The sequence below is a fragment of the Phaeovibrio sulfidiphilus genome, from assembly GCF_014861485.1.
Taxonomy (GTDB): Bacteria; Pseudomonadota; Alphaproteobacteria; order Rhodospirillales; family Rhodospirillaceae; genus Phaeovibrio; species Phaeovibrio sulfidiphilus.
In genome coordinates this window covers 243,183-256,317 of sequence record NZ_JACZHT010000004.1, presented here as the reverse complement: position 1 = coordinate 256,317, position 13,135 = coordinate 243,183, and the positions used below count along the sequence as shown (strand labels likewise).

The 13,135-nt window shown below is 67.8% G+C and carries 10 protein-coding genes; 9 read left to right on the top strand and 1 reads right to left on the bottom strand.

Annotated features, from left to right (window positions below; all coding sequences use genetic code 11):
* Position 1: 1 nt before the first annotated feature.
* Positions 2-3,988 carry a response regulator gene (locus IHV25_RS07150; RefSeq protein ID WP_192534430.1) on the top strand — a complete coding sequence of 1,329 codons (3,987 nt, stop codon included), beginning with the start codon at positions 2-4 and terminating at the stop codon, positions 3,986-3,988.
* Positions 3,989-4,421: 433 nt separating this feature from the next.
* Positions 4,422-5,225 carry a hypothetical protein gene (locus IHV25_RS07145; RefSeq protein WP_192534429.1) on the top strand — a complete coding sequence of 268 codons (804 nt, stop codon included), beginning with the start codon at positions 4,422-4,424 and terminating at the stop codon, positions 5,223-5,225.
* A 216-nt stretch (positions 5,226-5,441) separates the two neighbouring features.
* Here IHV25_RS07145 and IHV25_RS07140 read toward each other — a convergent pair whose 3' ends face one another.
* Positions 5,442-6,920, bottom strand: a complete 1,479-nt coding sequence (locus IHV25_RS07140; protein ID WP_192534428.1) for a carboxypeptidase M32 — start codon at positions 6,918-6,920, stop codon at positions 5,442-5,444.
* Between the two features lie 183 nt (positions 6,921-7,103).
* Here IHV25_RS07140 and elbB point away from each other — a divergent pair, with 183 nt between their 5' ends.
* The 7 genes from elbB (at position 7,104) to IHV25_RS07105 (ending at position 13,127) form a co-directional block, all read left to right on the top strand.
* Complete coding sequence (elbB, locus tag IHV25_RS07135; protein ID WP_192534427.1) at positions 7,104-7,769, top strand: isoprenoid biosynthesis glyoxalase ElbB; 666 nt, start codon at positions 7,104-7,106, stop codon at positions 7,767-7,769.
* Positions 7,770-7,772: 3 nt separating this feature from the next.
* Positions 7,773-8,240, top strand: coding sequence for a type II toxin-antitoxin system RatA family toxin (locus IHV25_RS07130; protein ID WP_192534426.1), 468 nt, complete (start codon positions 7,773-7,775; stop codon positions 8,238-8,240).
* Positions 8,241-8,432: 192 nt separating this feature from the next.
* Positions 8,433-9,209: a rhodoquinone biosynthesis methyltransferase RquA gene (gene rquA, locus IHV25_RS07125; RefSeq protein WP_197974984.1), complete on the top strand. Its 777-nt coding sequence runs from the start codon at positions 8,433-8,435 to the stop codon at positions 9,207-9,209.
* A gap of 214 nt (positions 9,210-9,423) precedes the next feature.
* Positions 9,424-10,086 (top strand): hypothetical protein, encoded by a 663-nt coding sequence (locus IHV25_RS07120; protein WP_192534425.1) that lies wholly within the window; start codon positions 9,424-9,426, stop codon positions 10,084-10,086.
* A 23-nt stretch (positions 10,087-10,109) separates the two neighbouring features.
* Positions 10,110-11,162 (top strand): glycosyltransferase, encoded by a 1,053-nt coding sequence (locus tag IHV25_RS07115; RefSeq protein ID WP_192534424.1) that lies wholly within the window; start codon positions 10,110-10,112, stop codon positions 11,160-11,162.
* A 110-nt stretch (positions 11,163-11,272) separates the two neighbouring features.
* Positions 11,273-12,415 carry a glycosyltransferase gene (locus IHV25_RS07110; RefSeq protein ID WP_192534423.1) on the top strand — a complete coding sequence of 381 codons (1,143 nt, stop codon included), beginning with the start codon at positions 11,273-11,275 and terminating at the stop codon, positions 12,413-12,415.
* 76 nt (positions 12,416-12,491) lie between these two features.
* The gene (locus IHV25_RS07105) at positions 12,492-13,127 is read left to right on the top strand and encodes a thioredoxin domain-containing protein (protein ID WP_192534422.1); all 636 of its coding nucleotides are present in this window, start codon (positions 12,492-12,494) and stop codon (positions 13,125-13,127) included.
* Positions 13,128-13,135 lie beyond the last annotated feature (8 nt).

Below are 13,135 nucleotides of genomic sequence, written 5' to 3'. Positions count from 1 at the left end.
AATGTCTTTCTCCCTGCTGAACCGCTCCCTGGAGTTCTACACCGTGCCGGTCTTTGCGACCGACTGGGGGGTGACGCAACTGAAAGTCTGGAATACGCCGTTCGCCGACCTGACCGGGACGGAGGACGAGGCCGCTCTGAGCGCTGACGCCCTTTTTGCGCCCGCGACCCGCGACGCCCTGCGCGCGTTTCTGGAGGTCGCCGCCCGCACCCACGGCGCGGGAAGGCCGCACGACGGGGAAAACGGGGGCGCGAACGGGGTGCTGCCGGTCGAGCTGAACGGCAGCGGCCTGTGGTTTGACGGCATGCTCTTCTACGCCTCCCGGGACGAGGACGTGGCCCTGTTCGGCCTGCGCACCCCCGAAACCCTCCCGGAAACCGGCGGGCAGGGCTCCGACGCCCTGTTCCGCCAGCTGATCGGGGCCGTGGACTACCGGGTGTGCTGCATCGGCGAGAACGGCCACCTGCTGGCCACGAATCCAGCCTTCCGCAGCTTTCTGGGACAGACCGACGAGACCCTTCTGGGCCGCCACTTCCGCGAGGTTCTGGACCCGGAGGTCACGGGCATCTTCCAGGACCTGCTGACCCGGACCCTGGAGACCGGAAAGGAGGTCGAGCAGAGCGAGGCCCCCCAGAACAGCGCCAACACGCCGGCCTTCCACGTGACGGCCTCGCCTTTGTTCATGAGCAACAACGAGACCCGGGCCTTCCTGTTCACGCTCCACCCGCAAGGGGGCACCGCCGCCATGGAGGAGACCCTCCAGAAGCGCGACGACCTGCTGCAAAGCACCAGCCGGGCGGCCCAGCTTCTTCTGTCCGACGCGGGGGACTTCGAGACCTCGGTGCTCAAGGTGCTCGAGATCCTGGGCATCGCCAGCGGCGCGGACCGGGTCTACGTCTGGTCGATCCACCGCAGCCCCTTCGACGAGAACGACCCCGAGCTCTACACCACCCAGCTGTTCGAGTGGTCCATGGGCGCCGAGCCCCAGCAGGATACGGACATCTGCACCAACCGCCCGGTGACCGACGCCATCCCCACCTGGATCGGCACCTTCCTGAGCGGCCGCTGCGTCAACAGCCTGGTGCGCAACATGCCCCAGGCCGAGCAGGACCAGCTCTCGCCGCAGGGGATCATCTCCATCATGGTGGCGCCGATCTTCTTCCACGGCACCCTGTGGGGGTTCATCGGGTTTGACGACTGCCACTCCGAGCGCACCTGGACCGTGCCCGAGGAGAACATTCTCCGGGCGGCGGGCACCCTGATCGGCACCGCCATCTACAACCGCCGCATCAACGACGCCCTGCACGAGTCCCAGAACCGCTTCCGCAGCGTCGAGGAGGCCACCGGAGAGCTGCTCTGGGCCACCGACGCCCAGCTGCGCTACACCTATCTGTCCGACCGCTGCCGGGAGCTGACCGGCTACAACCCGGTGGAGCTGATCGGCAAGAAGTGGGACTTCCTCTACACCGAGAAGAACCCGGTGGAGATCCCCTTCGAGCAGCGCGACGGCGAGAGCTCCCTGGTCAAGGACTTCGAGCAGACCATCATCTGCAAGGACGGAACCGCCAAGTGGATCCGGTCCTCGTTCAAGTACCTGTACGACGAGAGCGGGCGCCTGTCCGAGATCCACGGCAACAGCCTCGACATCACCCAGGCCCGGGAAACCGACGAGAAGCTGCGCAACACCATGGTCGCCCTGGAAAAGGCCAACAAGCAGCTGGCCCTCTCGGTGGAGGTCGCCAACAAGCTGGCCGAACAGGCCGAGCGCGCCAACCGCACCAAGAGCGAGTTTCTCGCCAACATGAGTCACGAGATCCGCACCCCCATGAACGCCATCATGGGCATGGTGCACATCATCTTGCAGACCGACCTGACCCATGCCCAGCGCGAGCGCCTGGAAAAGGTGGACTTCGCGGCCAATGCCCTGCTGCGGGTCATCAACGACATTCTCGACTTCTCCAAGGTCGAGGCGGGCAAGATGGACATCGAGGAAACCGACTTCTTCCTCGAGGACGTCATCCGCGGCGTGTCCGACATCGTTGCGGAGCGGGCCCACAAGAAAAAGCTCGAGATCCTTCTGGCCATCGCGCCCCGGATCCCGAAAGCCTACGTGGGCGATCCCCTGCGCCTGTCCCAGATCCTGACCAACCTGATGACCAACGCCATCAAGTTCACGGAAGAGGGCGAGATCATCCTGTCCGTCGAGCTGGAGGACAAGACCGACGACGAGTGCGTCCTGCACTTCTGCGTCTCGGACACGGGGATTGGCATCAACGAGGAGGCCCGCTCCCGCCTGTTCACGCCCTTCACCCAGGCCGATGCCTCCACGACCCGGCGCTACGGCGGAACCGGTCTGGGGCTGGCCCTGTGCAAGAAGTTCGTCGAGCTGATGGGCGGCAAGATCTGGTGCAACAGCACGCCGGGCAAGGGGTCGGAGTTTCACTTCACCGTGAAGTTCCGCCGCCAGACGCCCCCCGTCCGGGACGGGCGCTGGCCGGAGTCCTTCCGGGATCTGCGGGTGCTGGTGGTGGACGACTCCCCGGCCGCCCTCTCGATCCTGTCCGAGCTGATGTATGCCCTCGGCTCCAAGATTGTGGACACGGCCCGCTCCGGAAGCGAGGCCCTGGCCATCCTCGAGGAGAGCAAGGGCAAGAACGCCTACGACCTGCTCATCATGGACTGGAAAATGCCCGACATGGACGGGGTCGAGACCGTGCGCCGGATCCGGAGACTTCTGGACGACTCCTCCCTGCCGGTGATCGTCATGAGCACCGCCTATGACCGCACCGAGCTCCAGCGCCTTGCCTCCGAGCAAAGGGTGGAGCAGACCCTGGTCAAGCCCGTGACCCTCTCGACCCTGTTCGAGGCCATCATGGAGGCGTTCGGCGAGAAATCCCACGTCATCAGGAAAAGCGAGGCCGAGGGCTGGTCCCTGGAGGAGCAGAGGAAAAAACTCGCCGGCCGGAAGGTTCTGCTGGTGGAGGACAACGAGCTCAACCAGTTCGTCGCCACCGAGTTCCTGCGCCAGACCGGTATCGAGTTCGTCATCGCCGGCAACGGCCGGGAGGCCGTGGAGATCCTCGAGAAAAACCAGAATTTCGACCTGGTGCTCATGGACATCCAGATGCCCGAGATGGACGGCATCTCCGCCACCCGCCACATCCGGTCCCAGCTGAACCTGAAGGATCTGCCCATTATCGCCATGACCGCCCACGCCATGACCGGCGACCGGGAGCGGTCCCTCGAGGCGGGCATGAACGCCCACATCACCAAGCCCATCAACCCGCCCGAGTTCTTCGCCTGCCTCGAGGCCTGGTGCTTCGATGCGGAGCGCCAGCAGGAAATCCTGTCGGAAACCGCCCGAAGCCTCCAGAAAGACCTGCACGGCATCAACGTGGAAACCGGCCTTCTGCGGGTCGCCGGGAACCAGGAGCTCTACCAGCGCCTTCTTCGCAAGATGCGCCAGGAGCTGCCCCGCATGCGCACCGGCCTGACCCGCGCCCATACCGAGGGGAACGCGGACGAGGTCACGCGCATCGCCCACATCCTGCGCGGCACCCTGGGAAGCCTGGGAGCGGAATTCGCCCAGGGGCTGGCCGGCACCCTCGAGGACCGGCTGCGCGCGGGCACCGCGCTGGAGGACTGCAACGGGTCCGTGGTCGAGCTCCAGGCGGCGCTCGTCCAGCTTCTGGACTCTCTGGGGCACCTTGATATGGACAGCCCGGACGAGCCGGAGCCACTGGAAGACCCCGCCCGGGAGCCCGTCTCCCCGGACCAGGCCCGGAGTTTCCTGGAAACCCTTCTTGAGCATGTGAGGGGCCGCAAGCCGCTTCCCTGCAAGCGCATGATGGAGACCGTCCAGGGACAGCAGTGGCCGGACGTCTGCACGGAAGACCTGTCCGAGCTCTCGCAGCAGCTGGCCCGCTACCAGTTCCAGCCCGCGCTCGACACCATTGCCCGGCTTCAGGACACCCTGAGGGATCTGTAGGGCGCCCCCGGTCCGCCCCTGGCGGCCTGGACTCCGCGCGCCTCTGGCGGCATGGCTCCCGGTCCCGAACCGGGGCGGGTCGCCGCCGGACGGGCGCCCACCGGAAGGGGCCCGCGCCACACGCTCCCGGCGGAGGATCCCAGCCGCCGGCCTCCCCCCGGTGCCCCCAGCACCCCGGCACGGACCTCCCCCGCATGGTGCACCGTACCGGGACTGTCCCCCGGCACGTCATGAGACCCGGGAACACGCCACCGACCCGACGAAAGGGAAACGGAGCGTCCACCCCCTTACCCCCTCACCCCACGCCCCGTGTGCCGGGCGGGTCCGCGCAGGCCCGGGCGCCGGGGCCCCGAAACCCGCGTTTCCGGTTGCACCCCGCAGACGGGAAGGCGATAGTGCCCCTTTCGTACCGTCACCCCGGGAAGGGAGCTCCATGACTGACCCCGCACCTTCGCATCCCAAAGCAAAGAACGACCGCACACGGGCCCGCCTGGTCTACGTGCTTTATGTCCTGGGCATCGGCGTGCAGCCTGCGGCCCTTCTGGGAGTGATACTGGCGGCGGCCACCTCGGACCGCACGGACCCGGTGGCCCGGGCCCACAACAATTATCAGGTGCGGCTGTTCCTGTGGGGCCTGCTGTGGATCACCCTGGGCATCCTCGCCCAGAACGGCGGTATGATGGAGCTTGCCATCGCCCTTCAGGTGGGCTGGTACATCTGGGTGCTGTTCCGGATCTCGGCCGTCCTGCCGCGACTTGACAGGGGACTTCCCCCCGCCGGAACGCCGGACGCCGCAGAGCCGCTGCCCGACCCCTCAACGGACCGGGCGCCCCTGTTTTCCGGATACGTGCTGCTTCTGTCGGGTCCGTTCCTGGGCTTTCTCCCCGTGTTCATCGCGGGAGTTCTGGCCCTGCTCAGGCGCGGCCGGACCCGGGGTGTGCTGCGCGGGCATTTCTCCTACCAGATCAGCATCGCCATGCATGCCCTGGACATGATCGCTGTCATGGCCCTGGCCTATATCTTCTGGCCTCCGGATTTCCCGAAGGAGGCGATGGAGCTTCCCATGACCCTGATGGACACGTCCGCGTACCTCAACCACGAGGGCTCGCGCCGTTTCATCATGGCCAGCGCGGTGGCGTTCTTTGTGTTCTCGCTTCTGATCTTGTATCGGTCGCTGCGGGGGCTGAACCGCCTGTCGAACGGCGAGAGCGTGCGGGTGCGCCCCTTCGCTCCCTGACCGGGGCGGAGCGGCCCGAAGCACAGAGCCCGAAGCCCCAACCCCAAAGCCTAAAGCCCGACACTCCGGGCCCCGGACCGTTGCCCGGGGTTCCCCGTCCCTCCCAATTCGCCCGGACCGCACCGGGCGGCCCCGGGCGGAACACCGCCAGCCGGTCGTGGCCGCCCTGGCCCTGTTGCCGGGCCCCGGGCGGTCACCGGACACGGCAGGGCGCTCTCAGCGGTCCCCGTCCAGATAGCGGCTCCGCAGATGGGCCCGGAAAACGGCCGGATCCAGGGGCCGGCCCGTGGCCTCCCGCAAGAGCTCCTCGACGCTCAGGCTCGAGCCCTTCTCGTGGATGGCCGTGCGCAGCCACGCAAGAAGCGGGCGGAAGTCGCCCCTGTCCAGCCCGTCCCCGATGGCCGGATCCCCCTTCAGGGCCGCATCGAACACCTGGGCCGCGGTCATGGCACCCAAGGTATAGGTGGGGAAGTAGCCCCACAGGCCATCGTACCAGTGGATATCCTGAAGGCAGCCCTCCAGGTCGTTGGACGGCCGGATGCCCAGAAGGCGCTCCATGTCGTCGTTCCACGCGCCCGGGAGATCCGCGGGCCGAAGATCCCCCGCGATCATGGCCCGCTCCAGCCGGGTGCGGACAAGCACGTGGACGGGGTAGGTGACCTCGTCCGCCTCCACGCGGATGAAGCTGCGACGCACGGCGTTGAGGGCCCGGCCGAAGGTCTCGGGCTCCCACGCGGGCCCGGAGCCCCCGAAGGCCTCGCGCCAGCCGGGCAGGAACGCCGCCAGAAACGCCCGGGAGTGCCCCAGCTGCATCTCGTAGAGCAGGGACTGGCTTTCGTGAATGCTCATGGACCGGGACTGTCCCACCGGCTGGAACACCAGGGCCTCGGGCAGCCCCTGCTCATAGAGGGCATGCCCGGTCTCGTGCAGGACACCGAACAGGCCGCTGGTGAAGTCGGCCTCGTTGTAGCGGGTCGCGATGCGCACATCCCGGGGCGTCCCGCCGCAAAACGGATGGATGGTGCGGTCCAGGCGCCCGTGGCGGAAGTCGAAGCCCAGGCGCTCCATCAGGTCGTGGGCCAGACGCTCCTGGATGGCCTCCGGGAAGGGGCCTTCGGGCAGCCCCGGATCCGGATTGCCCGTGCGCTGCTCGATCACCTCGGAGATGAAGTCCGGAAGGAAGCCCTCCAGCTCCGAGAACACCCGGTCGATGCCCGCTTCCGTGGCCCCGGGCTCGAAGGCGTCCAGAAGTGCCTCCCAGGGGCTGCACCCCAGAACCGACGCCTGCGCCCCGGCGGACTCCCGCACCCGGGCAAGCAGGGTCTCGAACGGCTCGCGCACCACCGCAAACGAGCGCTCCTCCCGGGCGGCGCGCCAGGCGGTCTCGCAGGTCGAGGCCGCGACGGCCAGGGCCTCCACCAGGTCCCGGTCCAGGATCGTGGCCCGGGTGTACTGCCGGCGCACCTCACGCAGGTTGGCCTGCACCAGGGCCACCTCCCGGGGGTCCGCGTCCAGGGTCCGGGCCTCGGCCTCGGCGGCCTCCAGCAGGTCTCCGGTCTCGGTCGCGGTGAGCATCTCGTGGGCCAGCCCCTCCAGGGCCGCACTCTCGAGGGCCCGGGTTCCGGCCGCCCCCGAGGGCATCAGGGTCGCCTGGTCCCAGTGCAAAAAGGCAAGGGCGTTGCCCAGGGCGGTCATCCGCCCCGTCCGGGTCCATAGGGCGCGAAGCGCAGGGGCGTTTTCCAGAGATGCGGGCACATTGTACACAGGTTCATCCTCCGCGGGGTTGACGGACAGAGCATTTGGGGCTCAAATATTCCATAATAACGTCAATGACCTCAACCATTCCCGGTTCAACCCCGACACTCCATGAGGTGTCCGATGACCAAACGCCTCCGTTTTGCCGTTGTCCTGTCGGGCTGCGGCGTGTTCGACGGCGCGGAGATCCAGGAAAGCGTCCTGACCCTTCTGGCCATCAGCCGCAGGGGAGGGGACGTGCAGTGCTTTGCTCCGGACATCCCCCAGCACCATGTGATTGACCATTACCGGAACCAGCCCTCGCCGGGCGAGACCCGCAACGTGCTGACGGAATCGGCGCGCATCGCCCGGGGCAAGATCCGGCCCCTGTCCGAGTACAGCACGGACGAATCGGATATCCTGATTATCCCCGGCGGGTTTGGAGCCGCCAAGAACCTGTGCTCGTTCGCGTTCGACGGCGCCTCGTGCTCGGTCAACCGGGACGTGGAGAAAGCCCTGCGCGCGGCCCACGCGGCGCGCCACCCCATCGGTGTGTGGTGCATCGCCCCGGTGGTGGTCGCCCGGGTTCTGGGGAACGTGACCGTGACGGTGGGTGCGGACGCAACCGTCGAGGAGGCCCTGGAGGCCATGGGGGCGGGACACCGCCCCGCCAGCGCGCGGGACGCCATCCTGGACCGGGAAAACCGGATCGTCAGCACCCCGTGCTACATGGCCCCGGCGCCCCTGTCCGACATTGCGGATGGGATCCAGAAGGCGGTGGACGAACTGGCCGCCATGGTCGGCACCTGAGCCATGGCCCGCTACCACGCCCAGTGCGTCTCCCCCTACCCGGCCGAACGGATGTTCGACCTGGTCGCCGACGTCGAATCCTACCCGGCGTTCGTGCCCTGGTGGGTCGATTCGAAGATCATCGGGCAGGAGGACGGTGTCTACCAGACGATCCAGACCATGGGCCTGGGGCCGGTGCGCCTGCGTTTTCTGTCCCGGACCACCATGGAGCGTCCGAACCGAATCCACGTCGCCGCGAAAGGCGGCGGCCTGAAACACCTGGAGCTGTTCTGGGGCTTCGAGGAGCTCGAGCAGGGCTGCCGGGTGTCCCTGTCCATGGACCTGCAGATGGCCTCTCCGGCTCTGGATCTGGTGGTGTCACGCCTGTCGCGGGATGCGGCCAAAACCATGGTGGACGCCTTCTGCCGAAGGGCGCATGCTGTATACCGGGAGAATTCGGGATTATCCGCGCCCCGGGTGCGTCCCGCTTGACATCGGCGGCGCGCCAGGTTCCTTTATGACGCCTTGCTGCCCGCCCGGCGCCCGTTGCCCACGTCGCGCAGCCCCGCCCCCTACGCTTTTTCGCGCGGGCCCGTTCCGGCCGTGACCCTCGACGGCCAGCCCTGTCCCACGGTCAGGGAGGTACTGCCTGCTCCGTGCCCGAACCCCATGGAGAGTGTTCGCATGAACAAGTCCAGCATAACCATGACCGCAGCAGGTGTTGCGATCGACGAATCGTACATCACTCCCATGTCCACCGCGTCGGCAAAGGACGCCACCCCCGAGGCCGTCGCCGGAAACCCGGCCATCCCGGATTATCTTGTGGACACCTACACATGGGCATACGTTCGGCCGCAGAATATCCGGTTCCTGGACCGGGGGATTGTGGTCGAGTCCATCCTGTGGGGCAACGGCCGCTACCTGATGGACTGGGCGTTCTGCGAGTTCGCCCCCGGTCAGGACATCATGCAGCCGGCCAGCGTCTACGGACCGTTCTCCCGCCGCCTTGCCAATGTGGTCGGGCCCGAGGGCTCGCTCGAGGTGCGTGACATCCAGCCCGTCCAGGTCGAGCACACCCGGGTCAAGGTCGCCGACTGCAAGCACGTCACCTTGAAGGTGGCGGACGCCTCCCAGCCCGTGGGCCGCGAGTTCGACGGCATCTGCTGCTTCTTCCTGCTGCACGAGGTTCCGGACGACTGGAAAACCCGCATCATCAACGCGCTGCTGGCCGGGGTCCGTCCGGGCGGCAAGGTGGTGTTTGTGGACTATCACCGTCCGGCCACGCTCCACCCGCTGCGCCCCATCATGATGGCGGTCAACCGGTTCCTGGAGCCCTACGCCGATGCCCTGTGGAAGCGCGACATCCGCAGCTTCGCCACCCGGGACGAGGGCTTCACCTGGACCAAGGAAACCTGCTTCGGCGGCCTGTACCAGAAGGTGGTTGCGGTTCGGGCAGAGTAGTCTCTCCCGGGCCGGCGCCGGGCACGGGGTGGACACGCCTCCCCGACACCGGCGGGCCGACGCCGTCCAGACGACCGGGGGGACAGGCCCCGCCGGGGATGCGTCCCGTATCCCCGCACGCCTGAAGCCCCGGGCATGTGCACACAGAAAACGCGCCGCCAGACGGCGCATTTTCCGTTTTTGTTGCCCGCACCGGTTCCCCGAGAGGCTGCCCATGATTTCCGGACGTCCCGCGAGACTCCTGCCTGCCCTTCTTCTTCTGCTCACCGTCCTGCTGCTGCCGGTCGCATCCCGCGCCCAGACGACGGTGCAGGCCCCGCCGGTCCTGTCCGGAACCTGGGAGACAGACTGTCTGGCCATCGACTTCCTGCCCGCCTACTGCGCCAAAGTCCGGGTGTGGTTCACCGGCGACACGATGAACACGCAGGCCACCTTGATGAGCTACGAGCAGGACCAGGTTCTGGGAACCATCACCTCCCTTGCCCGGCTTCGCAGCGCCGCGGTTGTCGCCTCGCCCTCGTCCTCCCCCTCGCCCACCCCCGCCGCGACGGGGGGCCGGGCCACGCTCTCGGTCCGCTATGCGATCGAGACCACGGACCTGACGCCCCAATCCGCCGACGGCGTGCTGTTTGCCAACCTGTTTGCCCTGGCCTGCAACGCACCGTCCTGGCAGTCGGGCAGCACCCGCTCCCTTCTGGGGCTCCAGTGCCGGGACTTCCTCTTTGCCCCCGCCGGGTTCGAGGCCGACGACCGGATCACGGTCTCCGGGTCCGACCTGACCTTCCGCTGCTACCCCTTTGTGAACCCGGTCGAGGGCCAGGACACGTGCAGCGCCCACACGCCTCCGGTGTTTCACCGGCTTGACAGCCGCCGCTGAGGCTTTTGGAAACAGGTGCGCCCATGACGGTCGTTCTGGTCGACGAGACCCTCGCAATCGATTCCAACACCATGCGGACGCGGGCCCTTGACGGGGCCGCGCGGGCCTTCGTCTGTCTCGCCGAGGCCATGGCGCTGAGGGGCTGCACGGTTGTGGCCCTCACGCGGACACCGCTTGCGGTCACGACCCGGGGCGTCCGCTGGGAGCCCCTGGCAGAGGACTGGGCCGAGGGCGGTCCGCGCACCGGCGCCGCGCCCCTGGTGGAGCAGGCCCGCCTGGTCATCGCCTTTCGCAACCCGCAGCTTCTGGGGGTGGTGCGGGAGGCGGGCACCCGGGTTCTGTATGCCCTTGGGCCGGGCGGCTATCTGAACGCGCCCCCCTGCCGGGAGGCCCTGGACCGCTACCGCCCCCGGGTCGTGCTTCCGGGAGAGGTGGCCCGCTATGCCTGCCCCCTCGAGGACGTGACGGTGATTGCCCCGGGCGTGGACCTGGCGTTTCATCCGCGCTCCAGCTCCGAGGACGCGCCCCCGCCGGTGGCCATCACCACCACCCACCCGTCCCAGGGCCTGGCCCCGCTTCTGGACCTGTGGCGCACCCAAGTTCACCGGGAGCTTCCGGAGGCCCGCCTGCACATCTACTCGGCCCTCCTGCACGGCGCCCTTCACGGCGCGAGCGTGGACGCCGAGATTGCCACCCTCGCGGAAAAAGTGCTGGAGCTGGGGGATGCGGGGGTCTCGGTCAAGGAGCCCCGCCCCGCCACCCGCATGGCCGAGGCCTTCCGGGACGCGCGGGTGCACCTGTACCCGGGGCACCCCAGGGATCTGGTCTGCTGGAGCCTGGCCGAAACCCAGGCCTGCGGCGTTCCGGGCGTTGCCCTCACCCGGGGCGCGGCGGGCGAGCGCCTGACCAACGGCGAGACCGGCATGCTGGTGCCCGACTTCGACGCCCTGTGCAACGTGGGCGTTGCGATCCTGAAAGAGGACAGCTTCTGGCGCTCCCTCCACGAGGGAACCCGGGTTTCCCGGAAGTACCCCCGCTGGGATCAGGTGGCCGAGCTGTTCGAGGCCCTGGCCTAGACCGGCACAACCGGACCTCGTGCCGGAAACCTTGATTTTTCTTCACGACAACCTGGACCGGATTGGGCTACTCTCCCTCCGGTTTGTCTACAAACTCTCTGGAGCACCCGATGAGCATGCGCGTCCTTCAAGTCATGGCCGGAGCCGAACACGGTGGCGCGGAACTGTTTTTCGAGCGTCTTTGCATCGCCCTGCACCGGGCCGGGCTTCAACAGCACATCGTGACCCGCCCGGCACCCGAGCGGATCCGCCGGCTCGTGGACGCCGGTCTGGCCCCGGTCACCCTGCCCTTCGGCGGGCGGCTGGACTTCCAGACCCCCATCCGGCTGCGCAAGGAAATCGCGCGCTTCAAGCCCCATCTGGCCCTGACCTGGATGAACCGCGCCACCCGCTTCACCCCGCCCGGAAGCTACGCCCTGTGCGGGCGCCTGGGGGGATTCTACGACCCGCGCTACTACCAGAACTGTGACTATGTGATCTGCAACACGGACGCCATCCGCACCCACATGATCAACAGCGGGTTCCCGGCGGATCGGGCGGTCCACCTTCCGAACTTCGCCCCGCAGACCCGCATGCCTCCGGTCGCGCGCAAGAGCCTCTACACCCCCGAGCATGTCCCCGTGATCTTCTCGCTGGGGCGCCTGCACGAGAACAAGGGCTTTGACGTCCTGCTGAAGGCCATCGCCCGGGTTCCGGAGGTCTACCTGTGGCTGGCCGGGGAAGGCCCCGAGCGCCAGGCCCTGGAACAACTGGCCTTCGAGCTGGGCATCAAGCCCCGGATCCGCTTCCTGGGCTGGCGTGACGACACGGCGGCCCTTTATGCGGCAGCGAACCTGGTGGTGTTCCCCTCCCGCCACGAGCCCCTGGGCAACGTGATGCTGGAGGCCTGGTCCCACGGGCAGGCGCTGATCTCCACCCGCGCCCAGGGCCCGTCGGCCCTGATCACCCACGGGGAAAACGGCCTGCTTGTCCCGGTGGACGACGCCCCCGCCCTGACCGCGGAAATCCGCCGTGTCCTCGCGGACCCGGCCCTCCTGGAGAAAATCGCCACCGGCGGCTGGAACACGTTCCAGGCCTCGTACACCGAGGAGAAGATCGTCCAGGCCTACCTGTCGTTCTTCGAGCGCGCGGTGTCCGAAAAGAACGGGGGCACGTTTGTTCCGGCCACGGTGGGGCGCCCCCACACCCGGCCTGCGGACATCGACCCGGCCGGAGCCGCCGCCTCCCACACTCCGGACGGATCGGGTTCCTGATCCGTCCCCCCTTCCCGAATCCCCCATTTTCCAGTATCCAGTACCCCAGTACCGTACCTGTTCCGGAGACGTAACCGTGAAAATTCGTCTTTCGCTTCTCATTCTGTGCGTCCTGTCCGCGGTTGGGTTCGGACTTCTGTCCGGCCCCGCCCGGGCGGAGGCGCCCTCGGCCGCCGACAGCGCGAAGTTCCCCGAGCATGTGATCGGACGGGCGGACGCGCCCGTCACGGTGGTCGAGTACTCCTCCATCCTGTGCAACCACTGCGCCACCTTCCACAAGGACGTCCTGCCGGAAATCCGCAAGGCGTACATCGACACCGGCCTGGTGCGCTGGGTGTTCCGGGACCACTCCCTGGGCAACCCCTGGGCGATGGTCGGCGCCATGGTCCTGCGCTGCGCTCCGGCGGACATGGACTACGCCCTGCGCAACTCCCTGATGGAAAACGCTGCCACCTGGTACGGCGCGACAAATCCCCTGGGCGCCCTGAAGGGTCTGGTGGCCCTTGCGGGCATGAGCCCCGAGGCCGTGGACGCGTGCGTCGGCAACCCCGCGGTCCTGGACTCCATCCGCGCCGGAGAGCAGGAGGCCACCCGCCTTGGCATCAACTCCACGCCCAGCTTCGTGATCTCCGGCATCGACAAGCCGCTCATCGGCTTCCAGAGCTTCGACAAGTTCAAGAAGGCTCTGGACCCGCTGCTGAAGAAAAAATAGCGGGGGCC

What these genes read in the sequence shown, in the direction of transcription:
- IHV25_RS07145 (WP_192534429.1), top strand. Translation starts at nt 4,422, where the DNA reads ATGACTGACCCCGCACCTTCGCATCCCAAAGCAAAGAACGACCGCACA.
- IHV25_RS07130 (WP_192534426.1), top strand. Translation starts at nt 7,773, where the DNA reads ATGGCCCGCTACCACGCCCAGTGCGTCTCCCCCTACCCGGCCGAACGG.
- IHV25_RS07150 (WP_192534430.1), top strand. Translation starts at nt 2, where the DNA reads ATGTCTTTCTCCCTGCTGAACCGCTCCCTGGAGTTCTACACCGTGCCG.
- IHV25_RS07115 (WP_192534424.1), top strand. Translation starts at nt 10,110, where the DNA reads ATGACGGTCGTTCTGGTCGACGAGACCCTCGCAATCGATTCCAACACC.
- rquA (WP_197974984.1), top strand. Translation starts at nt 8,433, where the DNA reads ATGAACAAGTCCAGCATAACCATGACCGCAGCAGGTGTTGCGATCGAC.
- IHV25_RS07140 (WP_192534428.1), bottom strand. Translation starts at nt 6,920, where the DNA reads ATGACCGCCCTGGGCAACGCCCTTGCCTTTTTGCACTGGGACCAGGCG.
- IHV25_RS07120 (WP_192534425.1), top strand. Translation starts at nt 9,424, where the DNA reads ATGATTTCCGGACGTCCCGCGAGACTCCTGCCTGCCCTTCTTCTTCTG.
- IHV25_RS07110 (WP_192534423.1), top strand. Translation starts at nt 11,273, where the DNA reads ATGAGCATGCGCGTCCTTCAAGTCATGGCCGGAGCCGAACACGGTGGC.
- elbB (WP_192534427.1), top strand. Translation starts at nt 7,104, where the DNA reads ATGACCAAACGCCTCCGTTTTGCCGTTGTCCTGTCGGGCTGCGGCGTG.